Source organism: Allobosea sp. NPDC055594 (assembly GCF_053618995.1).
Window position 1 is genome coordinate 1 of the sequence record NZ_JBSHIO010000024.1, and the last position, 21354, is coordinate 21354.

General features: G+C 62.0%; 23 protein-coding genes. 8 read left to right on the forward strand and 15 right to left on the reverse strand.

Annotation, left to right across the window (positions count from 1 at the left end; all coding sequences use genetic code 11):
• Positions 1-273 (forward strand): hypothetical protein (locus ACWGRX_RS25260; RefSeq protein ID WP_452119801.1); only part of this gene is annotated, 273 nt, incomplete at its 5' end.
• 520 nt (positions 274-793) lie between these two features.
• On the opposite strand, the gene ACWGRX_RS25265 is transcribed toward ACWGRX_RS25260, so the two are convergent.
• Positions 794-1042 (reverse strand): hypothetical protein, encoded by a 249-nt coding sequence (locus ACWGRX_RS25265; protein WP_452119802.1) that lies wholly within the window; start codon positions 1040-1042, stop codon positions 794-796.
• Positions 1043-1110: 68 nt separating this feature from the next.
• Between ACWGRX_RS25265 and ACWGRX_RS25270 the strand changes: the two genes are divergently transcribed.
• The 3 genes from ACWGRX_RS25270 (at position 1111) to ACWGRX_RS25280 (ending at position 2315) form a co-directional block, all read left to right on the forward strand.
• Entirely contained in the window at positions 1111-1350 is a 240-nt protein-coding gene (locus tag ACWGRX_RS25270) for a hypothetical protein (protein WP_452119803.1), read from the forward strand.
• Between the two features lie 150 nt (positions 1351-1500).
• A complete protein-coding gene (locus tag ACWGRX_RS25275; protein ID WP_452119804.1) occupies positions 1501-1824 on the forward strand; it encodes an XRE family transcriptional regulator in 324 nt (107 codons plus the stop codon).
• 245 nt (positions 1825-2069) lie between these two features.
• Positions 2070-2315, forward strand: coding sequence for a hypothetical protein (locus ACWGRX_RS25280; protein WP_452119805.1), 246 nt, complete (start codon positions 2070-2072; stop codon positions 2313-2315).
• Positions 2316-2469: 154 nt separating this feature from the next.
• Here ACWGRX_RS25280 and ACWGRX_RS25285 read toward each other — a convergent pair whose 3' ends face one another.
• From ACWGRX_RS25285 to ku (ACWGRX_RS25295), 3 genes are all read right to left on the reverse strand, one after another.
• Positions 2470-3348, reverse strand: coding sequence for a hypothetical protein (locus ACWGRX_RS25285; protein ID WP_452119806.1), 879 nt, complete (start codon positions 3346-3348; stop codon positions 2470-2472).
• Between the two features lie 1154 nt (positions 3349-4502).
• Positions 4503-4709, reverse strand: coding sequence for a hypothetical protein (locus ACWGRX_RS25290; protein WP_452119807.1), 207 nt, complete (start codon positions 4707-4709; stop codon positions 4503-4505).
• A 109-nt stretch (positions 4710-4818) separates the two neighbouring features.
• Entirely contained in the window at positions 4819-5658 is an 840-nt protein-coding gene (gene ku / locus ACWGRX_RS25295; RefSeq protein ID WP_452119808.1) for a non-homologous end joining protein Ku, read from the reverse strand.
• Between the two features lie 127 nt (positions 5659-5785).
• On the opposite strand from ku (ACWGRX_RS25295), the gene ku (ACWGRX_RS25300) reads away from it, so the two are divergent.
• Entirely contained in the window at positions 5786-6586 is an 801-nt protein-coding gene (gene ku, locus ACWGRX_RS25300; RefSeq protein ID WP_452119809.1) for a non-homologous end joining protein Ku, read from the forward strand.
• Between the two features lie 886 nt (positions 6587-7472).
• Here the strand turns inward: ku (ACWGRX_RS25300) and ACWGRX_RS25305 are convergent.
• The 7 genes from ACWGRX_RS25305 to ACWGRX_RS25335 form a co-directional block, all read right to left on the reverse strand.
• Positions 7473-7799, reverse strand: a complete 327-nt coding sequence (locus ACWGRX_RS25305; protein WP_452119810.1) for a hypothetical protein — start codon at positions 7797-7799, stop codon at positions 7473-7475.
• Positions 7796-10345: a cytochrome c oxidase subunit I gene (gene ctaD / locus ACWGRX_RS25310; protein ID WP_452119811.1), complete on the reverse strand. Its 2550-nt coding sequence runs from the start codon at positions 10343-10345 to the stop codon at positions 7796-7798. Before ctaD ends, ACWGRX_RS25305 begins: the two co-directional genes overlap by 4 nt.
• Entirely contained in the window at positions 10342-11325 is a 984-nt protein-coding gene (coxB, locus tag ACWGRX_RS25315) for a cytochrome c oxidase subunit II (protein ID WP_452119812.1), read from the reverse strand. The genes ctaD and coxB overlap by 4 nt, the downstream gene beginning before the upstream one ends.
• Positions 11322-12482 carry a c-type cytochrome gene (locus tag ACWGRX_RS25320; protein ID WP_452119813.1) on the reverse strand — a complete coding sequence of 387 codons (1161 nt, stop codon included), beginning with the start codon at positions 12480-12482 and terminating at the stop codon, positions 11322-11324. Before ACWGRX_RS25320 ends, coxB begins: the two co-directional genes overlap by 4 nt.
• Complete coding sequence (locus ACWGRX_RS25325; RefSeq protein WP_452119814.1) at positions 12448-13065, reverse strand: cytochrome c oxidase assembly protein; 618 nt, start codon at positions 13063-13065, stop codon at positions 12448-12450. Before ACWGRX_RS25325 ends, ACWGRX_RS25320 begins: the two co-directional genes overlap by 35 nt.
• Before the next feature lie 328 nt (positions 13066-13393).
• Positions 13394-13840, reverse strand: a complete 447-nt coding sequence (locus ACWGRX_RS25330) for a PPC domain-containing DNA-binding protein (RefSeq protein WP_452119815.1) — start codon at positions 13838-13840, stop codon at positions 13394-13396.
• A gap of 140 nt (positions 13841-13980) precedes the next feature.
• Positions 13981-15054 (reverse strand): YihY/virulence factor BrkB family protein, encoded by a 1074-nt coding sequence (locus ACWGRX_RS25335; RefSeq protein ID WP_452119816.1) that lies wholly within the window; start codon positions 15052-15054, stop codon positions 13981-13983.
• 276 nt (positions 15055-15330) lie between these two features.
• On the opposite strand from ACWGRX_RS25335, the gene ACWGRX_RS25340 reads away from it, so the two are divergent.
• Positions 15331-15834, forward strand: coding sequence for a YciE/YciF ferroxidase family protein (locus ACWGRX_RS25340; protein ID WP_452119817.1), 504 nt, complete (start codon positions 15331-15333; stop codon positions 15832-15834).
• A 722-nt stretch (positions 15835-16556) separates the two neighbouring features.
• Here ACWGRX_RS25340 and ACWGRX_RS25345 read toward each other — a convergent pair.
• The 4 genes from ACWGRX_RS25345 to ACWGRX_RS25360 form a co-directional block, all read right to left on the reverse strand.
• The gene (locus ACWGRX_RS25345) at positions 16557-17411 is read right to left on the reverse strand and encodes an SDR family oxidoreductase (RefSeq protein WP_452119818.1); all 855 of its coding nucleotides are present in this window, start codon (positions 17409-17411) and stop codon (positions 16557-16559) included.
• Positions 17412-17565: 154 nt separating this feature from the next.
• The gene (gene ligD, locus ACWGRX_RS25350) at positions 17566-18636 is read right to left on the reverse strand and encodes a non-homologous end-joining DNA ligase (protein ID WP_452119819.1); all 1071 of its coding nucleotides are present in this window, start codon (positions 18634-18636) and stop codon (positions 17566-17568) included.
• 331 nt (positions 18637-18967) lie between these two features.
• Entirely contained in the window at positions 18968-19171 is a 204-nt protein-coding gene (locus ACWGRX_RS25355; protein ID WP_291648315.1) for a CsbD family protein, read from the reverse strand.
• 38 nt (positions 19172-19209) lie between these two features.
• Positions 19210-19626: an NUDIX hydrolase gene (locus ACWGRX_RS25360; RefSeq protein ID WP_452119820.1), complete on the reverse strand. Its 417-nt coding sequence runs from the start codon at positions 19624-19626 to the stop codon at positions 19210-19212.
• Between the two features lie 417 nt (positions 19627-20043).
• Between ACWGRX_RS25360 and ACWGRX_RS25365 the strand changes: the two genes are divergently transcribed.
• On the forward strand, positions 20044-20340 hold the full coding sequence (locus ACWGRX_RS25365; protein ID WP_452119821.1) for a PepSY domain-containing protein: 297 nt from the start codon (positions 20044-20046) through the stop codon (positions 20338-20340).
• Positions 20341-20366: 26 nt separating this feature from the next.
• Complete coding sequence (locus ACWGRX_RS25370) at positions 20367-20921, forward strand: hypothetical protein (RefSeq protein WP_452119822.1); 555 nt, start codon at positions 20367-20369, stop codon at positions 20919-20921.
• Positions 20922-21354: the final 433 nt, after the last annotated feature.

The window sequence follows — 21354 nt, forward strand, 5'->3', positions numbered from 1 at the left end:
AAGGGGCCAGCCTATCCAGTGGACGACTTTTACACCGCCCGCGCCCGCACAAGCGCCGGCGCTTCACTGGATGGTTTTCTCACCGCCGTGCACATGGTCGTCACCTTGAACCGCGTCAGCGCTCATCTCGCCTCGGACGGTGCCTTGATGCCGCCCGGAACGTGCGAAGCGCTTGGGCTGTCACCCGGTAGCAGCTATGCCGCGGGCGTAACCGAAGCCTATCGCGAACGCACCCGCCTTTCCCGCCAAATAATCGATCGGTTCGCGACATGAGCGCCCCATCTCGCGGCCGTGAAGTCTCGATCTGGTCAGAAGAGTGGAAGCACGAATGAGAGGTGCGGATGCTTCGAGCTGACACTCGCCAAGCAGAACGAGGTCGACGAGCCGCCCCCTTGAACCGCCATTGGAGACGGCGATGATCAACCAAAAGCCCGGCCCCGCCGAAGCGAGACTGGGGCTTCGTAGGTGCTCAGGCCCTCGATGCCGGCGTTTCCTGCGCTGCGATTAGATCGCGGCCCGGCCGCAAGATCCTGGGGGATGAGGCCACTCAATCGTCCTGCGTCGGCCGACCTGGATCGATTGGGCTCCACGACTCCGATGGCTTCCGTTCGCCCTTGGAGGCCACTTCGCTCGGGTTTCGCACGCTCCCGCCTTTAGGTCTGGCCTCGGGAATGTCAGTTCCTGGCCGAGGGCGGCTATCTGCGCTCCTGCGGGTTTGGCCACCGGTCTTTTCAGGTTCGTTTGTTCTCTTGTCCATCGATGCCTCCTCGTACTGCGGACTAGGTCCGTGCGGCTACTCCCGAAGCTTGCCGAGATTTCCCGGCAGTCCTGTAAACCGGAGATCATCTGGGCTGCGGTTCGTGCCCGGCTCGGGGTTCTCTTCGGGTCCGTGACCTTCGGGCTTTCGACGCGCCTCCCAGTCTCGGATCGCTGCGACCAGCCCCGCGAGCTCATCAGCCGCCGGCGTGCCCTCAGCTGCGTCGCTCAGCGCGTTCGCGCGGGCAGCTGCGGCAGCAAACTCTTCCTTGCTCTCGATTCGCATGTCAGAAACTCCGCTTCCTCCCGCAACATGGGAGAACGGTGGAGGTTCCTTGCTCTCGTGTGCTTGCCTTGAAAATCGGTCTGGAGCTCAATAGCCACATGCCAGAGAAACCCGTTGTCGAAATCCCCGTCGTCAGCGTCTCAAAGATCACCGTCAGCGGTGACCCAGGCGAAGGGGCCTTGGTCAAATTTGAAACAGAAGCTGACGCGGACGTCGAACTAATCCTGTCGCCGTCGGCGCTCGCTCAGCTTGAAGCTCTGCTCGCTCGCGCCGCTCAGGAGCAATCCAAACATCACCCTCAGCAGTAATCAGCTCGAGCATCTGCGCCCTGACGCTTTCGGCGATGCCAGGGGGGCCGGGAATAAGCCCTGAGCATAAGCACAACCTTGGGGTCGCCCCGATCACTTGCCGTGGCTGCTGGTGGAGATCGGCTTGGTGGAGCTGGAAAGGGCAGGATCATGACCGAAGAGACCAAAGTGACGGGACGGCTGGTGGCAGCGGCACGCGCATTGGCCGGCATCAGTTTGGAAGATTTCTCCCAGGCCGCCGGGTTGCCGGTCAGGACAGTGAGCCTGATAGAGGCAAACGGCAGCGCATGGCTTAGCTCCGATGACGACGCAGCAGCGGTTCTCCGAGCCTGCGAGCAATTTGGGATTGTGCTGTTGGACGAGCGCGATGGGATGGGAGCCGGGGTCCGGCTGAAATTCACTCGCCAGGACGTAAAGCAGATCCTTCGTCTCGAAGGCGAAGGCGGCGTAACGAGCTCGGATGGCAATCCATAATGCCGCCAAGCCGGTGCCGATATAGCCGGGCAGCGCGGCAGCAGCGCAATCCCGCGCAGACCGCTATGCGGCGCAGTGATTTCTAAAGCGTCTCGCCCGCTTGCCCGGCTTCAATACGGGACCTGAAGCCGGAAATCCCACCATACGCAGGACCGGCAACACGAGCCCATATTGCATGCCGTTGATTGGCAGGAACCAACCGTGGTGGCAGCCGTTAAAAGAAGCAGGCTGGAGCCCGCCCCCTGATGTTCAAGTTTTTCTTCGAGATGTCGATGCTCGCTGTCGAGTCGCAGCAGGCCATGTGGCTGCGAGGCGCGAAGCTTGTGCTTGGCGGTTCTGCAGCCAAGCGTGAAGCGGAGCGAATGGTCGGCGAAAAAGTCGCTGCGGCCCGGCAGGCGTCCGCAAAGCTGGCGACCGGCGCTACCCCGTTGGGCATTGTCCGCGGTTACAGGCGGACGGTGAAAGCCAACGTCCGTAGGCTCTCGAAGTAACCGCATTTTGACCTGATGGGCCCTAACCGATGTTCGTCGAGAGCAGCTGATTGTCTTTTTGCCGCGCCACGCTGGACGACCTCTGGACCCGCGGCAAGCACCCCACAGCCAAGTGTGCTCCAGCGAGTGGAGCCGGAGCACACTTATGCCCCTCTCAGCGCGGGCCAAATAGCGAGGTCAGGTCGGTTTCATCGTCACGGTGTTTTCCGCCGAGCACAGCCGCGAACCACGCAGCAGCCGCACCTGCCAAAAGCGCAGCAGCGGTTAGAAAGGCAGTCACAATCGCCATCTTCCGAGTACGCTCGGCAGCCTGCTTGGCCGCCTCCTTGGCTTGATTGAGGCGAGCGAAAGCATCATCAATCCGCTTCTCCGCCTCTTGCTGCGAGATATTGGAACGGGCTGCGATCCTCGAGGCTACGTAGCTACGGTCCGCTGCATCGACACTCCCGTTGGCTACGCTCCGGACTAAAACGCGCGAGGCTTCCTCCCGTTCGGACGCCGAAATCGGCTCTGTGCCGGTCGTGCGGAGCATCGTGTCCAACGACGACGCGACAGGGTCCGCTTGTTGGCTGATTAGCGCGCCGACCCCAGCGGCAGCGCTTGCAACGCCGGTTGCAGCAGTTTTTGCAGCGCCCGTGATGGTCGAACTGGTAATGAACGCGACAAGCAACGCGCCAACTGCCCATACGACTAGACCATGAGCGCCATCTCGCACATGGCGTTCATGGTCTGTGGAGTCCAGCGAGGGCCGGCGCATTCGCCCGGCCAGATATCCACCCGCGCCGCAAGCCGAGATCGTCACCCACAACGCCCATAGTCCTCCGGCGACGGCGAGCGCGGCCAGCCCGGATGAACGAGTTGTGTCGGCCGAGACCATAGAGAGGCCTATTGCCGAACCAAAAGCTGCCAGGATCGTGGAAATCGCGGCAGCCAACACTGCGCCACCCAAAATCGGGCTCCAGTCCAAATAGGAGGCGCTTGTATCGTTCGAGGCGGGTGCAACGATGACGGTATCAGTTGGATTTAGTGCCATGGGACGCCCCTTACCTTAGCCCGAGGAAGGACAAGATCGCCAAAACGACCACGACAAGGCCTATGATATAGATGATGCCGTTCATGGAGGGCCTCCGCTTTGCGCGCCGGGGAATGGCGATCAGATTGCAACCGTGGAGGCATCACGAAGTTCCAAATCAGAGGCCCGGAACTCGATGAAGCTGCGCAGGTTGATCCTCCGTGGAGAATGCGCCGAATGACATCCTCGAGCTCATTTCTCGTTGCCGAGTGGCCGCTGCCAGCAATTGCGACCCTGGGCTCGTCGGTCAGAGCATACGGCCTTGAGCGAGAAGTCCGCCGCCGCCTTCCTTGGAAGGCCAGGAAGCATGTCCACATTCAAGGGCGCCACGTTGTGCTGCGGATGCCTGATGAGGACCGCGATCAATTCGCACTTCACTCAGCGACGGTCACAAGGATCTTGGAGGGCATCGCAGCTTACCCTGTGCTTCCCAGCGAGGTCGAAGACATCCTGGGCATCTCCCCCCGGGAACGACACAAATGGATGAAGGCCGGCAGACTACAGAGCGCTGGTACCCGGACCGTCAAAATGCGAGGCCGCGCCAAGGCCGTCACCTTTCACGTCTTTACCCCGGAGCACATAGAAGATGTGCTTGATCGCGACTTGCCGACAGTGTGGCGGGAGGAGGACGCTACGGCCATCTCAGAAAACCGTCGACGCGCAGCGGCCAAGGCTCGGCTAACCCGGGGCCGCAAGAAGGCGGCTAAATCTGATGAAGGGACTCCGGAAGGCAACGATCCGGGCCCTGGGTTGGAAGGATGGGAGACCTTCGCAGCCAAAGGCTTGTTGCGTTAGTCCGACACCGCCTCACGATCCAGCACTGGGCCATGCTTCATTGTCAGCGTCGCAGCAGTGTCAGCCTTTAAGATCGCTAGGCGGCTCTCCAGATCTCCACGAAGATGGAAACGAAAAAGGCCCGGTTCGCGTTAGCAAAACCGGGCCGCCGGCCTTATTGGCCAGGACTACTCGTGTGGCTTTCGCCTGAATAACGCCTCCGCGCGATCAAGCTGCCGGTACATCCGCGGCGCGCTCAAGATCGGCGGTAGGCACGGTGCAATTCAGCACCGAGCCTACAATTCGGGAGGCCATCGAATGTTCCACCGGCGGTGAAACCCTCAGGAACGGAACTTCTCAACCGCCCGCTGCGCAAGGTCTTCCTCATCCATAGCAAGCGGCGCGAGGCTGGCCACGATGAAGGCTAGCCGATCGCGCTCGCGCTCGTCGATGTCAGGCTGTTGGACCTTAATCTCAGTCCACGCTGCCTCAAGCGCCGCATGGGCGCGCGCGAGATCGACCGGGCCGGTCAGCGAGCTAAAAGGCATCTGGGCCCCCTGTAGGCATAGCAGGCGGCAGATGTAGCGCGGGCGGCCGCAAACGCAAGGAGACCCGGCACCGCGCGAGCGCGCCGACCTGTGAATGCCGACCGCCGCTCTAGCTCGCCTTCTTGAGACCGCTCGCGCTCTTGTCAGGACGGCTCTTCCTGGCCGCGACTGGAGCAGCACCGACGCTCGCTCGCAGTGCCTCCATCAGATCGACGGCCTTGGGCGCTCTCGCCTTCTGCGCGGCCTTTACCGGCTTGCCTGCGAGCTTCGCCTTGACCAGTTCAGCCACCGCGGCTTCGTATCGATCATCGAATTTCGACGGATCGAACTCGCCTTTCTTCGTCGCGATGATGTGCTTGGCGAGCTCAAGCATCTCCTTCCCGATCTTGAGCTTGGGTATTTCATCGAACGCCTCGGCCGCCGACCGGACCTCGTAGTCAAAGTTCAGAGTGTGAGCGATCAGGCCGAGCCCCTGCGCTCGGATCATCAGAGTTCGATAGCGCCGGAACAGCACCGCATGGGCCAGTGCGCCGACCTTGCTGGCTCGCAACGCCTCACGGATGACCGCGAAGGCGTCATCTCCGATCTGGCCGGTGGGAGCGAGATAATAGGGCTTGTCGAAGAAGACCGTGTCGATATCGCTGCAGGGGATGAAGGCGGCCACCGCCAACAGCTTTTTGCTTTCCGGAACCGCGTTCGCAATCTCGTCGGGCTCGACTTCGACATAGCGATCCTTGTCGACCTCAAACCCCTTGATCTGATTCTCGCGCTCGACAGGCTCTCCGGTAACCGGATCGACGAACTCCCGGCGTACGCGATGGCCGGTATCGCGATTGACGGTGTGAAACGAGATGCGTTCGGAGGTGCTGGCGCCGGTGTAGAGCGCAACCGGGCAACTGATTTCCCCGAACTTCAGATAGCCCTTCCAGTTCGCTCTCGCTGCGACCATGACACGCAACTCCACAACGCAACCCAAGTGGCCTAATGCGGCCAGGGCTGGATGGTTCCCGCGCGGACGGGAACTCTATCGATCCAGCTGCATTGACTCCGAAGTTTCGTATTGGAGTTGCGTCGCAATGCCCGCCCGCACCTATTGGAAAGGCTATCTCAAACTGTCGCTTGTGACCTGCCCGGTCGCTATGAGCCCGGCCACTTCCGAGAGTGAGAAAGTCCGTTTCCACACTCTGAACCGGCAAACCGGCAATCGTGTCGTCAGCCGGTATGTGGATGCTGAAAATGGCAAGCCGGTCGACCCGGACGACCAGGCCAAGGGCTATGAGGCGGAGGCCGGCCGGCTTGTCATAGTCGAGGACGAGGAACTAGAGGCGGTCAGGCTCGATACAGTCCGCACGATCGATATCGACGCGTTCGTTTCGCGCGATTCCATCCCCTGGATTTATTTCGACAGTCCGCACTACCTCATCCCGGACGATAAGATCGGTGAAGAAGCCTTTTCCGTGATCAGAGACGCCATGGCGGCTACGAAGATGGTCGGGATTTCTCGGGTCGTGCTCTACCGGCGTGAACGGGCCGTGATGCTGGAGCCGCGAGACAAAGGCATCGTGCTCTGGACGCTACGCTATGGCGACGAGGTCCGCGACGAGAAGAATTACTTCAGCGGGATCGACAAGGAAAAGCCAGCGCCGGAACTGTTGTCGCTCGCCCAGAAGTTTATCGCGGCCAAGACGAAGGACTGGTCACCCGAGATGGTGAAGGATCCGGTCCAGGAACATCTGCTCAAGCTGATCGCGTCTAAGAAGCGCAAGGGTGCGCGGAAGCCCGCCGATGCCGGAGGCAAGGGCCGACCCACCAACGTCGTCAATCTGTTTGACGCCCTGAAGAAAAGCCTCCAAGAGGACAAGTCCCTTCGAGGCTGACTGGGGCGCTCGCGTGTGAGAGCCGAAACGATCCGGCCATCGTGACAAAGTAGCCAGCGTACCCGTCCCGATTCCGCTCGAACTCTATCGAGAAGCCTTCCAGGACGAAGCCGGGTCGCGTCGACAGGCACCATCATCACGCGTTGTCGTTGATCTGCTCAAACGATTGGGCTTCACCAAGCAGGCGTCTGAGCTGGCGCGTTAGAACTGGTCCCTTTAACTGGCGATGGTCATAGCCCTCTCGATCTAGCTGCCGAGCGATGTCGCGGACCGCGCGGACTTTCCCCTGACGAGCAATTTCGAACGCCCTTTCCAAGGGCAGCTTATGGGGCTCCATTTTGGAGATCCATCAAGCGCCTACTCGGGCAGCTACTCGACTTGGCAGTACGGGAAATTTGCTGGACCGCCAGCGCCTCGACATAACGCAGTCGGGAAGTTGCTGCGTTTGCCTCGCCGCACTCGGCGAGCCATCTAAGGTATTGGTCGGGTCGGACAAGGGTCAATTCCAGAACCCGGCCTCGAGATAGGTACTCTTGAGCGACCCTCATCGCATTGGCGTGCCACCGATCGTAATCACGGTCGCACTGGTCACGATCTTCCGCCAACTCCAATAGTCGGTAGAAGTCGTCGCGCTCATACCACGGCATCGCTACCGTGTACGCGCCATATTGGGGTTTCACTGTTTTCTGCCGATCGTCCGCGCGCGGCGCGGGAATTGAGGCTAACCGCCCAATCGGGGTAGTCGGCAAATAGACGCCATTTTGGCGCTCGCGTGGGTCGGACACGCTGACCCGTCACGTGTTTCAAACGCGAGACAGTTCGAATTGTTCCGAAAGCGGGCTCTATTCAACGAGGCCGATACCGAGACACACCCGATCGGCTGCGATCACCGACAGGCCGGCAGCAGCATTCCTGCGGTCGCGCTGAAGACAATCGCTAGGACGGCCAGCGCATCAAGTGCAATCGTTGCGCGGCGAAAGAAGGTTCCGAGTGGCATACCGCCGAGAGCGTCCGGTTGATTTCGGCCGGCTCGAATAACCGCCAGAATTGCCAGCACGGTGGCAGCCATCAGCAGAACCGTATGGACGCGCGGCTCTGAGAGCTTGCACAGTACGGATTCGGATGCGTAGACAACGATGAAATGAGCAGCCCAGACCAACAGTCCGAAGACTGCCCGAAGCGTACGCCGCAGAGGAATCTCTTGACTAATCATGGGGCCACCAAACGGGGAAACCCGTGGGTCAACACCAGTCCCAAGACGGCCTGAGCGACGGCGTAGCCCCACAGCAGCGTAAGGTTGTCAAAAACTACGCGTCGGACATTGTTCAGCCGTCCGGTGAGAATGCGCGCAACAGCGAAGAGCGCCATCACTGCGACCGCTGCCGCGACTTGGGCCTGAAGAGCCGCATTGGCGAAGACGATCGCCCCATACCCGCTGGCCTGCGGCCTGAGCCCGGTGGCCCATTGAGCCAAGCCGTCGAAAGCCAGCGCGGCTATCAGCGCGGAAACCCCAAGGACGATGAGCGTGGCGGGTGCTACACGCTCCTTACCCGCGCGAGCCAGGCGAACACGAGCCCCCCAAAGGAGCGCCGCACTTACGACCAGTCCCACAGCGGAACCGACAGCCGCCTCCAATGCCGGCAGTTCCGACCGACCGGGCCAATGCGCGACCGAGACCGTCCAGAGATAGAGGTAGCTGAAGAGGTAAGAGAGGTAGAGCGCCGCAGCGACCAAGCCAAGGATCACCATGGCCCACCAGCTATGGGATATCGGACCTGACACATAGGTCGGCAAAATAATTCCTCCGCCGATATCGGCAGGCTTGGTCGGTGGCGGATCGCTCTCCCACATCCAGACGATGATCGAGGTGAGCGCCAAGACGCCACAGATCAGCGCGAGTGTGACGGCTTTGACGGTGAGGAGCAGGAAGAAGCCCGCGGTGAACACGGCCGCGGCTAGATGCGCCCAGCCCGGGCCGCTGAGCCGCATTAGATATTGCGGCTCGGCCTCGACAGGCGACGTCACGATCGTCTCGCGTGCGCCCGTTACGGTTCCCGGGAGATAATAGCATCCTGCGTCGACGTCGCGCGCGAGCCCCGGTCTGCGCCAGAGCGGATAGCGTCCGACGACGCGCGGGATGCTGCGTGGGCCGTAGGCATGGTTGGGCAGCCATTCGAGCGTTCCGGCGCTCCAGACATCGCCTGCCGGCTCGCCGCGCGTCAGGCGCATGTTGCAGGCGATGTCGAAAAGGAAAACGAGGACGCCGGCAGCCAGAATGAAAGCACCCAGGGTCGAGACGAGGTTTAGCGTGTCCCAGCCGATACCGGCAGGATAGGTGTAGACCCGCCGCGGCATGCCAAGCAGACCCGTAAGATGCATTGGCAGGAAGGCGATATTGAAGCCCGCAAAGATCAGGCTGAAGGCCCAGCGGCCGAGCCGTTCGGACAGCGGCTGGGTACTGAAGGCCGGTGTCCAGTAGTAGATCGCTGCAAAGAGCGGGAAGACCATGCCGCCGAACAGCACATAGTGCAGATGGGCGACGACGAAATAGGTGTCATGGGCTTGGCGATCAAACGGAACCATCGCCACCATGACGCCGGTCAGCCCTCCCAAAGTGAAGATAACCAGGAAGCCAATTACGAAGAGCGAGGCTACCGTCAGTTTGAGGCGTCCCGCCGCGATCGTCGCGATCCAGGCGAAGATCTGGATGCCGCTAGGGATCGCGACGGCCATGCTCGCGGCTGAGAAGAAACCGAGCGAGCGGGCGGGAATGCCCGTAGTGAACATGTGGTGGACCCAGAGGCCGAAGGAGAAGAAGCCGACGGCGATCAGCGCAACCACGATCAGCCGGTAGCCGACCAGCGCTGTGCCGGCCATGGTCGGGACGATCATCGAGACCATGCCGGCTGCCGGCAGGAAGATGATGTAGACTTCCGGATGGCCGAAGAACCAGAACAGGTGCTGCCAGAGCAGCGGATCGCCGCCTCGCTCGGCGATGAAGAAGGGCCAGTCGAAGGCACGCTCGAGCTCGAGCAGGATCGTGGCCAGGATCACCGCCGGAAAGGCGAAGACGATCATCCCGGCGAAGATTAGCATCGTCCAGGCGAAGATCGGCATCTGCGCAAGCGTCATGCCCGGAGCGCGGGTGCGCAGCACGCCGACAATAATCTCGATCGCGCCCGCAATCGCAGAGATCTCGATGAAGCCGATGCCCAGCAGCCACCAGTCTGCGCCTATGCCGGGTGAAAAGCGGGCCCCGGTCAGCGGCGGGTACATGAACCAGCCGCCAGAAGGCGCGACGCCAAAGAATAGCGTGCAAAAGAAGACCGAGCCACCGACGAAGTATGCCCAGAAGGCGAAGGCACCGAGCCGCGGAAACGGCAGATCGCGTGCGCCGAGCATTTGCGGCAGCAGCAGGATGCCGACCGCCTCGACGGCAGGTACGGCGAACAGGAACATCATCACCGTGCCGTGCATGGTGAAGATCTGGTTGTAGGTTTCCTGGGAGAGGAAGTTGTTCCCAGGCGCCGCGAGTTGCAGGCGGATGAGCAACCCGAGCACGCCGGCAAGCAGGAAGAACAAGAAGGCGACGGCGATATAGAAGTAGCCGATGATGGTGTTGTTGACCTCGCTGACGATGCGCCAGCCGCGTGGGCCCTTCCAAGCCCCCTCAAGCCTCCCGAGTTCGCCCTCGGGCCGGGGCACGGCGGAAGGAAGACGGGCCGTCGCCTGCGCGTCAGTGCGATGGGCAGCACTCATCGCAGGCTCCCCAGATAGGCGGTCAACGCATCCATATCCTCGCCCGAAAATATCGCGAATGGCGGCATCAGCATTCCCGCCTTTGCAGCTTGCGGGTCGCGGATCAGGCCGGCCAGATTTTCAGCGGTGTTGCTCAGGGTCGCCGCGGCGAGGAGACGCCGTTCGCCGATCCGACTGAGATCGGGGCCGACCACACCAGTCGCGGGCGTGCCGCGTATCGCATGGCAGGAGCCGCACCCGGTCGAGAGGAACAGCTTTTGGCCTCGCGCAGCCTTGGCGTCAGCGGGGTCGTTCCGTCGTTCCGCCGCCGCGAGCCAAGCATCGAACTCGGCCTGCGGCATGGCGATGATTTCGAGCGCCATCAGAGCGTGGGGCCCGCCGCAGTATTCCGCGCACTGGCCGCGATAGATGCCGGGTCGCGCAGCCTTGAGCCGTAGCGTGTTCGTACGCCCGGGGATCATATCGAGCTTGCCGCCGAGACTCGGTACCCAGAAGGAGTGGATCACATCGCTTGCGCGCAGCACGAAATCGATCTCGCGGCCGACCGGGATCCTGATCTCGTTTGCTTCACTGACCGGCGCCGCGCCGTCCCGCAGGTAGCCGACGCGCCACCACCATTGCTCTCCGGTCACCGAGATCCGCAGCACCGCCGGTTCCAGCGCCGTGATCCGCTCGCGCATCAGGTAGAGGCCGTATCCGAGCAGTAGCGAGAGCGTGAGGACCGGCACGACGACGCCGCCGAGCCGGATCATGGTCTCTCCGGCCAGGAACCGCCGCATCGACGCCGGTCCACGGATCGCGATGACGAGGGCACCCGCCACGATTAGCAAAATCAGAGTGGCACCGGAAAACATGATCCAGCTCAGCAGGGCGATGCGATCCGCGTCCTCACCTGCCGGCGACAAGGCTGACTGCTCCGAACAGCCCGATATTCCGCCTAGAACGGCGAGCGCCGCCAGGAGTCCGATGAACCGCTTCATCGGCGCGCCTCCGCGGCCGGCGCGAGGCTGGCAAAGTAGGCGGCGACATCTCGTGCCTGCACCTCACTAAGCCGTCGTGCGATCGGCGCCATGATCTGGCCGGTGGCGCTGCGATCGTTGAGACCGGACCGCCAAAGTGCGAGCTGGCCTTCGAGATAGTGCGCCGGCTGACCGGCAAGGCGTGGGTAGAGCGGCGAGGCCTCGTCGCCATGGCAGCCGAGGCAGGACGGTACACCAAGCGCGGACAGCCCATCGCGGGCGATCGCCTCGCCGCGCGCAACTGCGTCGGGATCGCGAGGCTCGACTGGCGCGGCAGGCCTTGGCTGCGAAGCATAGTAGCGCGCCAGCCCCCGAATGGCGGGCTCGGTCAGGTCTGACGCAGCGGTCTGCATCACACCACTGTCACGCTCTCCGCTGGCATAGGCACGTAGCGCATTCTCAAGCATCACGGCAGGCTGGCCATGCAGCGTCGGAACCAGCCGACTCGGCGGCCCTTGCCGGGCACCGTGACAGCGTGCGCAGGCGCCGATCGCGTCGGCCTCGGTTTGCCCCGTCGCGATCTCGGCGCCCCGCTGCGGCTCCGGCTCAACTTCGCCCAGCGCAAGGGCGCGATAGCTTCGCCTGTCCAAGGCCGGCAGACGGCGCAGAAAGGCGATCACAGCCCAGATCTCGTCGTCGCGTCGCAGCGAAGGAAACCCCGGCATGCCGGCGTATTTCAGCCCGTGCTTGACGATCCAGAACAGCTCTCCATCACTCCAGCGGTCGACCCTATCGGTGAGTACCGGCGGGGGCGGCAGCATGCTGGCTGCGACCGGACTGATCGGTGTGCCAGGTGAGCCATGACAATAGGCACAGCCGGCATGGAAATGGCCGGCGCCAAGACGCACTAGGTTCTCGTCGATCTCAGCCGGAAGGCTTTCCGAAGGCGCGCGCGCCCGGACCGAATTCTCCATGCCAAAACGCAGGAAGTGATCGACGATCCGGAAATGGCCAGTGCTTGCAGCGACGTTATAGACTCCGAGCCATGCGAACAGCCCTGCCCCCGCAAGGCCGGCAGCCATCAGCGCGGCGAGGGCGCCAAGGACCCGCCCCCAGCTCCCGAGCAGCCACTGGGCCACCTGCCTAACGCGACGAAGCAGCGACATCGTCATCGCCATGCGCTGTGTCGATACGCGCCAGCATCTGGGCGGAGAGCACGACCGCCGCGACCAGATAGCTCAGCGGACAGGCCGTTATCATCAGAAGGCCGGCCAGTTGCTGGTCCGCCAGCGTCGAGGGCCCGGTCTCGCACAGCGCCAGCACGAGGCCGGGCAGGACATAGAGATCTCGGGGAGCGAAGATCAGGAGCACGCCGAGCAGGCAGGCGATTTTTCCGGTCAGCATCAACCCTGCGATCGAGCGCCAGCCGGGCGAAGTGCCAGCCGCGATCACGGCGCTCCAGAATGCTACCGCAGAAGTGAGAAGCAGTGCCGAAAGGCCGAGCTGTAAGGCAGGAGAGTCTACCGAGGCTTGCTGGACCGACGGCGCGTGCCAAGCCCAAAGCAGCAGGATTTGCAGCAATCCGGACATCCAGATTCGGTCCGGGCCAGGAGAGGGAAACCGGCCTGCCAGAAAGCTCGCGCCCAGCGGCGCCAGCACGTTCATCAATACCAAATGAAGGAGCATCTGAAGCGACAACGGCCCGACCGTGACGGTCGAGATAGTCACCGTACCGACCATGGCGACGAGGCCAGCACTCACGGTCGCGGGGGCCGCCGCGCTACCTCCCACCCAAGTGACCTGCCGATCGAGTTTCGCTCGCAAAGCGTGCCCCCCATAAGTCCGCCAACTTTTGGCAGCGACGAGGGTTCCGTGACCGGACGCGCTAAGACGTTCTCAACCGAAGATTATGGTCGAAGCCGACGTCCACTCGGCATCGGCGTGGATCAATGCATTGACCGGCTCGTCGGAAACGATCTCGGCAACCTCATCTGGCGCGCTGGCGCATGTGCAAGCTGAACGTTTGCGCCAGCGCCCGTTTCGGCCTTTCAAAGGCGGCTCCCGAAATCGCGCCAGAGAATTTGTCTTGCTAGGAGAGACTGGGACTAAGGAGTGCAATCCCGAGTTCCCTAACCTCCCGTCGGCGTAGGTGCCCCGGGGTTTCAGTCAGGATCACCTCGAGCGTTGGCCTGACGACAGCCTTCAGCAGATGCCCGCCCTTGGTGCTGCCGTCCCGAAGGCCGAGCACCACATGAGCATGCAGGCTGGCGCGCCCGTCATCCCCTTCTGCAACGTCGCCGATTAGGCTCAGCACCTCGCTCTGCACGTTCACCGGAATCTCCAGATACGACTTGGCCGTGAAATCGAAAAAGCCGATCGTCGCCGATTCAAAGGCTCCGATTGCCGTGAGCGACGCCCCGGTCAGCCTGTGCTCATTCACGAACCGGGTGATGCAGGAAAATGCTTCGTCGCCTGCTTCGAGGATCAGGGCAAAGACCCGGTTGCCGTCGTTCTCGGCCAACACCGTATGATGCATGAGATAGTCCTTCCAAGCCGCCTGCTGTCGGGGGCCTCCCCACGAGAAGAGAACGGCCAGCGGCTGCTACAGTTCCCCGACGGGATCGCCCCGGGCGGGCCGCCGCCTCCTCGGGAAGTCGAGGCTGCCAAGCACGTCCATCAGTCCTTGCGGTCGGCGGCATCTGCCCCCCGCAGTCCAAGCGGCATCGGCGGTCCTTTGGTCGTGTCGCGATAAGTCTGGCGCTCGGCTTCGGCATTGAGCTCGGCGCCGACGAGTAGGATAGTCGCCGAGAGCCACATCCAGGTCAGCAGTCCGATCACGGCGCCGATCGTGCCGTAAGTCTTGTTGTAGTCGGCGAAGTTGGCGACGTACCAAGAAAAGAGGATCGAGCCCGCAATCCAGGTGACGGTCGCAAAAAGGGCCCCGGGACTGACCCAGCGCCACTGAGCATCATCTCGGCTGGGCCCGAGGCGATATAGCACCGCCAGCGCGCCCATGAGGACCACGAACAGGACAGGCCAGCGGCCAACTGCAATGAGCCATTCGCTTGCAGTGCCGAGATAGACGTATTCGAGGACGACGGGCACAACCGCGATTGCGCCCAGAGCCACCAGCAAGAACGCCAGGATGCCGACCGTGCAGAGAAGAGAGATCGCGTTCAGCTTGAAGAAGCCACGCTTTTCGTCCTCGCCATAGGCGACGTTGAGGGCATCGAACAATGCCTTCACGCCGGCATTCGCGCTCCAGATCGCGATCGCGAGACTGAGAAAGAACGCCATGCCGAGAGTTGCATTTCCGCCGTCGCGGATGCGGGCGACCTCTCCCCTCAGGAATTCGGTGGCTCCCGTCGGCAGGAAGCCATCCAGCATGGCGAAGTGGCCTCCGATCGTCGTCGGGTCAGCAACAAGGCCATATAGCGAGACGAACGCCGTCAGCGCCGGAAAAAGTGCGAGGAGCCCGTAGAAGGTCACCCCAGCAGCAACCGCCAGAACCCGATCACGGCCGACCTCGAAGTAAGTTCGCCGAACGATCTCGCTCCATCCCATGACAGGGATCTCGGTAGGCGCCGAAGCGGTCGCACCCTGTTGGCTGCGAGCCTCTGCCTTGTTGTCGTAGTGTCGGTCCCGAGCACTGCGCGCTCCCAGCCCGGTCGCGAGGAGAAAAGCCGCCATCAAACCGACGACCCCGGCAACAGCAGCCGCTACGTCGATTGGACGCGGCGCGGTGTCCAATGCGGGCGCACCAGAAAGAACCGAACGGTCTGGGGATGGAGCGCGGCGCGGACGCCTGCCTCGGCCCAGCAATCTATCCCGCAGACGGGAGAAGTGGATCTGCGCACGCATTATTTTCCCCCAATGCTGCTTTCCAACAGCGGGCGAGCAAATGGGTTCCAGGCCCTGTCCGAGGCGTGGATTTGATCGAGCCAATGCCCTCGCCGCGAGGAACAAGCCCCGACGCGGCCGGTTCAGAAGGGCAAGGCGGGGGCCCACGAGCAAAGGAGCAGCGCCATGGGCTGGTTTTCAAAGGACATCACAAACATGGACGATCTCTTCGTCCACACGCTTCGCGACATCTACTACGCCGAGCACCAGATCCGGAGAGCCTTGCCGGATATGATAGACAAGGCGACCAGTCCGGAGCTTAAGCAGAGCTTTCAAACTCATATGCGCGAAACCGAGCAGCAGATCGTGCGGCTTCAGGAGGTCTTCCGCCTACATGGTGTCGAGGAGAAGGGCGTAAACTGCCCGGCGATCGACGGCATTCTCGAGGAAGCAAACGAGGTCGCCGGTGAGGTCGACGACAAGCAGGTCCTCGACGCGGCCCTGATCGCGGCCGCGCAGTCTGTGGAGCACTATGAGATCACCCGCTACGGCACCCTTGTGGCATGGGCAAAGCAGCTCGGCCGGAGCGATTGCGCAGCGCTGTTGAAGCAGAACCTCGACGAGGAGGCCGCTACCGACGAAAAGCTCAGCCGATTGGCGATGAGCACCATTAATCGCAAGGCGGCCTAAGCAGGTTGGCGCCGGACCGTTGCAGCCCTGAGAATGGTCTGCAACGGTCGTTCGCGATGAAGGTATCGCACGAGTTGATCACGCTTGTTGAATGCGCAAGTCGAGAATCACGGGCGGGGCCAATCAGTGGCAAGCGCACCTCATAGGCCAGGTTCCGAGCCCATCGCTTCCGAATCTTCGTAAGCTCGGCGAGCAGCTTATTTCGGGCCTGTTCGACCAGCGTAGCGTCGGCTGAAACATAGATGCGCCTAAGGCTCTCTCTTGCTGTCAGCGTTTCGTTCACGCGCGCCGCCCTCGGGCGAAGCTTCATTATTTGAAAGCACGACCGGCTTGGCGCTGACCGCTCCACCAGGGGCGTGCTTGGTATCCAACTGCTCTGCGGGGACGTGTTTAATGGCTGCGGCGCCATCGCGCTCATAGCCTTCGTAGGGGGGGTGAGGTCCAGTCGCGTGTTGCGACAATGGACTGGGACCGGCGCGGCGCTGATCTTCCTCTCCGGGCTGCCCGGGGCGACGAGGCGTTTCGTGGCGACCAGGAGAATTTCTGCCGGCCGCAGTGGTTGAGTGGTCTTTCATGGCTGCCTCCTTTGGAAGGCAACAGCGCGTCAAAGAGGAAGTTCCTTACAACGCAAAAGACCCGTCACCCAAAGCAGCGGAGCCAAGGTCAGGGCGGAAAGAGGCGAGCGAGGACAGCCTCTTTCTGAGAAAATAAAGCCACCTAGCCTAGATGATCGGATGCCCGCCAGTGACGGCAATTGTCGCGCCGGAGACATAGCTCGAAAGAGGATCAGCGAGCATCACGTAGGCCGTCGCGAGCTCAGCCGGTTGGCCAGGGCGCTTCATGGGGACCTGCATGCCGAAATTGGCGACCTTTTCGGGTGGCATGGTGGACGGAATGAGCGGCGTCCAAATCGGTCCCGGCGCAACAGCATTGGCACGAATCCCCTTCTCCGCCAGCAATTGCGCAAGGCCACCAGTAAAATTCTGGATAGCCCCCTTGGTTGTTGCATAGGCCAGGAGCGTCGGATTGGGCTTGTCGGCATTCACCGAAGCCGTGTTGATGATACTCGAGCCGGGCTTCATGTGCGGGACTGCGGCCTTAGTCAGGTAGAACATTGCGTGGATGTTGACGGCGAATGTGAGCTGCCATTCCTCATCCGAAATTTCGCCGATCTCCCTGAAACTCGCCTGATGTGCTGCGTTGTTAACGAGAATATCGATTCCGCCCAGCTCCTCGAGCGCCGTCTTAACAATCTCCCGGCAGTGCGCTGGTTCCTGAATGTCGCCGGGCGCCAAAACAGCCTTCCTGCCCGCCTTAGTCACCCAGCCAGCGGTCTCGGCAGCGTCCTCATCCTCACTAAGATAGGAGATCAGAACGTCGGCGCCTTCTCGTGCGTAGGCTATAGCCACAGCACGCCCGATGCCGCTATCGCCACCCGTGATAATCGCGCGTTTCCCCATCAGCCTGCCTGAACCGACATAGCTTTCTTCGCCATGGTCCGGCCTTGGATCCATAGCATTGGTCCACCCGGGCATTTCCTGCTGTTGTTCGGGGAATGGGGGCTCGAAGGTCGACATCCGCTACCTCCTTGGATTGCGCTCCCCCAGCAATTGAATGAACCCGTCAAAGGCGGGCGTAGTTCCCGGTACAACGCTGCCCCGCTGAAACTTGAGCTTTCCTTTCGGCGCAGGGGCATTCTCCGGTCAGACCCATAGACGACGCAAGTAGGGCTCATTTCAGCCGGTAAACACGGACCTCATCCGCCGCGTCGCGCACTCCTTTGAACGAGGCGTGCAGAAGCTTGCCATCGTGTGTCCAGCCGCGGAAGGCGACCTCGGCCGCCAGCACCGGCATTGTCCACACGATGGCGCCCTTCTTCGCGCCCCGCACCGCCGGCGCTGCCGTTTTCAACCTGTCGAGTTGGTTCCGAATGGCAGTCGCCGATCGATGCGTGAACCCGGTGCTGACGCTACCAACATAGGTCAGGCCGTCAGTGCCTTGGGCGGCCAGGAGTAGGCGGACAATACCACCGAGCCCGGCCGAAGTGGGCTCATAGCCGACGATCAGAAAGGTTTCCGACCGGACGCATTTGATCTTAACCCAATCTCCGCCGCGACCCGGCCGGTACGGCGCATTTCGTCGCTTCGCGATAGCGCCCTCGAAGCCCATCTCGCAGACCTGGTCGAAGAAACGCGCCCCATCCATCTCGATTTCTTCGCTCACCCGGATCGCTTGATCGCTAGGAGCGAGAAGAAATTCGAGCATCTGGCGACGCTCCTTCAGGGACATCGGTGTAAGATCGTGGCCGTCGAGATAGAGCAGATCGAAGGCGTAGAGGATCGCAAGATGCGCAGCGAGCGTTCCACAGCGCCCGCCCAGCGCTTGTTGGAGAGCTCCGAAGTCCGACCGGCCATTCTCATCCAAAACGACCGCCTCGCCATCCAGGATGAAGCTGTCGGCTGGGAGATCCGCTGCGGATTCGGCGATGGCCGGAAAGCGCTCGGTCCAATCCTGCCCGCCGCGGGTGATAATGCGAACCTCGGTGCCCCGGCGGTGGACCGCTAGCCGATAGCCATCCCATTTAATCTCAAACGCCCAGTCAGGCCCTTCTGGCGGGCTCGCCATTGGCAATGCGAGACAGGGCTCAACGCGCGCCGGCATGGGGTCGGTGAAGAGATCGATCTGGAGGACACTACTGCGGGCCGGAACAATCGGCCCGCTCCGCTGCGCCCCGCCGTTCGGCACAGATCTCAAGAAACGCAGCAGAGCAGAACGCCTTGCCATACCCATCACCACGCGCACCGGACGAACTTTGACGATTCAACGTGACGTGAAGAGACGCGTTCCCGACCCGAAACATTAAATCGCGGGGACGGTAGCAGGCCGCGCTCGTTTCATTCGGAGTTGCGTGGGGGCTGCAATGTGGGCCCAGCCGAAAAGCGCCCGACAGGGCGAGAAGATTGCCTACACCGTCCGTAGCGCTGAAAGCCCAATAGCCAATCATGCGCGACGGCCAGGGCTGTATATGAAAAGCTACTCTGACGCTGCGGTGGCGCAGGCGAGCAGCTATGAAACCGCTTGAGCAAAAGGCCGCCACTCATTCGTGGCGGCCGTCGAATTTCCCATTCTAAGACTACCAGCTCTGGCGATCGTACCAGCTATCGACGTCCGCCTTCACGCGGTCCTTCTCGATGCCGTAGCGCTCCTGGATCTTGCCTTCGAGCTGGTCGCGCTTACCGGCGATGACGTCGAGATCGTCGTCGGTCAGCTTGCCCCATTGCTCCTTGACTTTGCCCTTGAGCTGCTTCCAGTTTCCTTCGACGCGGTTCCAGTCCATCGGATCACTCCTTTCTGAAAGTAGGGGTGGAAGACCGCTCAGGCGGCGAAGCTGCGGAGGATTTTAGCAAGGCCCACGTCTCGAACCAGTTCCGCCGCAACACTAGGCGAACACCAGCGCAGCGACCGCTGTCCTTTCTCTTTCCACTCTGGCAGTTGCTGCTCGGCCGACATAGCAAACACCTTAACCTTGCAGAGCAATCGCCCAGCCGGCGTCTTTTTTTGATAGTGAAAAGTGCCGAGCGGTTGTTTGGCGGTCGGGCCTACAATACCTGCTTCTTCGCGTGCCTCGCGTGCCGCCGCTTTTCGGGCTTTCATCTTTCGCGGCTTCCAGCCTTTTGGAATGATCCAGCTGCGCGTGCGGCGGGATGTAATCAAGAGAAACCGCAGTTCGCCCCGCGCATCCGTGGCAACGGGTAAGGCTGCTACCTGAAGGCCATACTGGCATTTGGCCATGTAATTCACCTGGTAGGGTAATGGCGCATGCGCTCAGAACTCAACCGAGGCCGAGATGTTCCGGCAAAATTTGGGTTCGCGGCGCCGCTGTCTGGTGTGATTCCGAGCGCTAAACTGACCGATTGCCAAGTAGCAGAAGCTCAACCACCCCTCGTCGAGGCTGGCCGCAGATCGACAGGCCTGGCATGATAAATAGTGCCTGGGCCACGCCCTAATTCAGACGTTCGTGCCAGACCATGGTCCGTGCACCGGTTTGCGACGCTTCTCTAGCGGAACTGCGCGCCATCGTGAGCGTCAGCCGTGGCTCATGCCGGCTGAGGCCATAATGCGCCGAGGCACGCGGCTCCGGGAACATCTTTCCACAAGCTCCGTTCCCCTAGCATCGGCCAATCTGGCCTGAATCTGTGGGAGGACGCTATGAAAAGGCAACTCAGTGCCTCGATCGTCGCATCGCTTTTCGCTCTCGGAGCTTTCGCCCAGACAGCGACGACCTCGCCTGCGCCGAGCCCGGCTCCGGCGGATGCCAATGCGCCCCTGCCTGGGGCGAACAGCTTCACCGAGGGCCAGGCCAAGAGCCGCCTCGAAGCCAACGGATACAGCGCCATCAGCGAGCTCAAGAAGGACGACAACGGCGTCTGGAAGGGCACGGCCACGCATGGCGGCCAGCCGGTCACCGTGAGCGTGGATTATCGCGGCAACATCACCCGTCATTGACCATTTATTCTGAAAGGAGATCTGCAATGACTCGCACAATCACTCGGTCCTACGATGATTACGCAGTGGCGACCGCAGTCGTGGAGGACCTCGGAAGGGCCGGCTTCTCGGATTCTGAAATCAGCGTGATCGGGCCTCGCAACGATGACGGCGATGACAGCAACGCAGGGGAAGGTGCTGGAATTGGCGCTGGTGTGGGCGGAGCCGCCGGTCTGCTCGCGGGCCTCGGGATGATCGCCATTCCCGGTATCGGACCCGTCGTAGCGGCCGGATGGCTAGCGGCGACCGCCGCTGGTGCCGCAGCGGGCGCGGCGGCGGGTGGCATTATCGGTGCGATGACCAGTGCCGGCGTCGACGAGCGCGAAGCCCACGTCTATGCAGAAAACGTTCGACGTGGTGGATCGGTTGTGTCGGTTCGTGCCGCTGACGGTCGCGTCGCCGAAGCAGAGGCGATCATGGACCGTGCGATCCCGATCGATATGGCCAGGCGCCGGGCCGACTATGAGCGTGAGGGCTGGACGCGGTTCGATGCCAACGCAACTCCGTATGTTCGACCGACCGTCGGATCCTCGGCGCCATAAAGCGCCTGTCAGGTTGTATCGGGCGCATCGGACCAGGAAAAGCGCCCGCTAAACTTGCAAACAGGCCCTACGGGCGCGAGCCAGTGGGGCCAATTTTTGTGCGGGGAGAAGCGGTTGGAGAGGCGTGGCCGTAGGCCACAGATCGCAATATCGGATGTGTTTCGCATTCTCGACCGGAGGCGCTAGCGATGTCTTCTCCAACGGCCCTATGGCTGCTTGCAGTCGGTCTGGTGATCCTCACGATCGGCTTCATCCTTTGCGGTATCCCCGACCCCTGGCAAGCCGGCGGTGCAGACGGTGCCACCGCCGGCTCGACCAACTCGCAGGCCGACTCAATCCGTCAACGAATTGAATGCATGCCGCCCCTCCGCGCACGGGACATTGCGGCGATAATGAGATGATACCCCGCCGTCCTTTCAAGAGGGCTTTGCGA

What these genes read in the sequence shown, in the direction of transcription:
- ku (WP_452119809.1), top strand. Translation starts at nt 5,786, where the DNA reads ATGCCCGCCCGCACCTATTGGAAAGGCTATCTCAAACTGTCGCTTGTG.
- ACWGRX_RS25360 (WP_452119820.1), bottom strand. Translation starts at nt 19,626, where the DNA reads ATGGCCAAATGCCAGTATGGCCTTCAGGTAGCAGCCTTACCCGTTGCC.
- ACWGRX_RS25285 (WP_452119806.1), bottom strand. Translation starts at nt 3,348, where the DNA reads ATGGCACTAAATCCAACTGATACCGTCATCGTTGCACCCGCCTCGAAC.
- ACWGRX_RS25355 (WP_291648315.1), bottom strand. Translation starts at nt 19,171, where the DNA reads ATGGACTGGAACCGCGTCGAAGGAAACTGGAAGCAGCTCAAGGGCAAA.
- ACWGRX_RS25340 (WP_452119817.1), top strand. Translation starts at nt 15,331, where the DNA reads ATGGGCTGGTTTTCAAAGGACATCACAAACATGGACGATCTCTTCGTC.
- ctaD (WP_452119811.1), bottom strand. Translation starts at nt 10,345, where the DNA reads ATGAGTGCTGCCCATCGCACTGACGCGCAGGCGACGGCCCGTCTTCCT.
- ACWGRX_RS25345 (WP_452119818.1), bottom strand. Translation starts at nt 17,411, where the DNA reads ATGTCGACCTTCGAGCCCCCATTCCCCGAACAACAGCAGGAAATGCCC.
- ACWGRX_RS25290 (WP_452119807.1), bottom strand. Translation starts at nt 4,709, where the DNA reads ATGCCTTTTAGCTCGCTGACCGGCCCGGTCGATCTCGCGCGCGCCCAT.
- ACWGRX_RS25370 (WP_452119822.1), top strand. Translation starts at nt 20,367, where the DNA reads ATGACTCGCACAATCACTCGGTCCTACGATGATTACGCAGTGGCGACC.
- ACWGRX_RS25305 (WP_452119810.1), bottom strand. Translation starts at nt 7,799, where the DNA reads ATGATTAGTCAAGAGATTCCTCTGCGGCGTACGCTTCGGGCAGTCTTC.
- ACWGRX_RS25265 (WP_452119802.1), bottom strand. Translation starts at nt 1,042, where the DNA reads ATGCGAATCGAGAGCAAGGAAGAGTTTGCTGCCGCAGCTGCCCGCGCG.
- coxB (WP_452119812.1), bottom strand. Translation starts at nt 11,325, where the DNA reads ATGAAGCGGTTCATCGGACTCCTGGCGGCGCTCGCCGTTCTAGGCGGA.
- ACWGRX_RS25280 (WP_452119805.1), top strand. Translation starts at nt 2,070, where the DNA reads ATGTTCAAGTTTTTCTTCGAGATGTCGATGCTCGCTGTCGAGTCGCAG.
- ACWGRX_RS25330 (WP_452119815.1), bottom strand. Translation starts at nt 13,840, where the DNA reads ATGCATCATACGGTGTTGGCCGAGAACGACGGCAACCGGGTCTTTGCC.
- ACWGRX_RS25365 (WP_452119821.1), top strand. Translation starts at nt 20,044, where the DNA reads ATGAAAAGGCAACTCAGTGCCTCGATCGTCGCATCGCTTTTCGCTCTC.
- ACWGRX_RS25275 (WP_452119804.1), top strand. Translation starts at nt 1,501, where the DNA reads ATGACCGAAGAGACCAAAGTGACGGGACGGCTGGTGGCAGCGGCACGC.
- ACWGRX_RS25320 (WP_452119813.1), bottom strand. Translation starts at nt 12,482, where the DNA reads ATGGCGATGACGATGTCGCTGCTTCGTCGCGTTAGGCAGGTGGCCCAG.
- ku (WP_452119808.1), bottom strand. Translation starts at nt 5,658, where the DNA reads ATGGTCGCAGCGAGAGCGAACTGGAAGGGCTATCTGAAGTTCGGGGAA.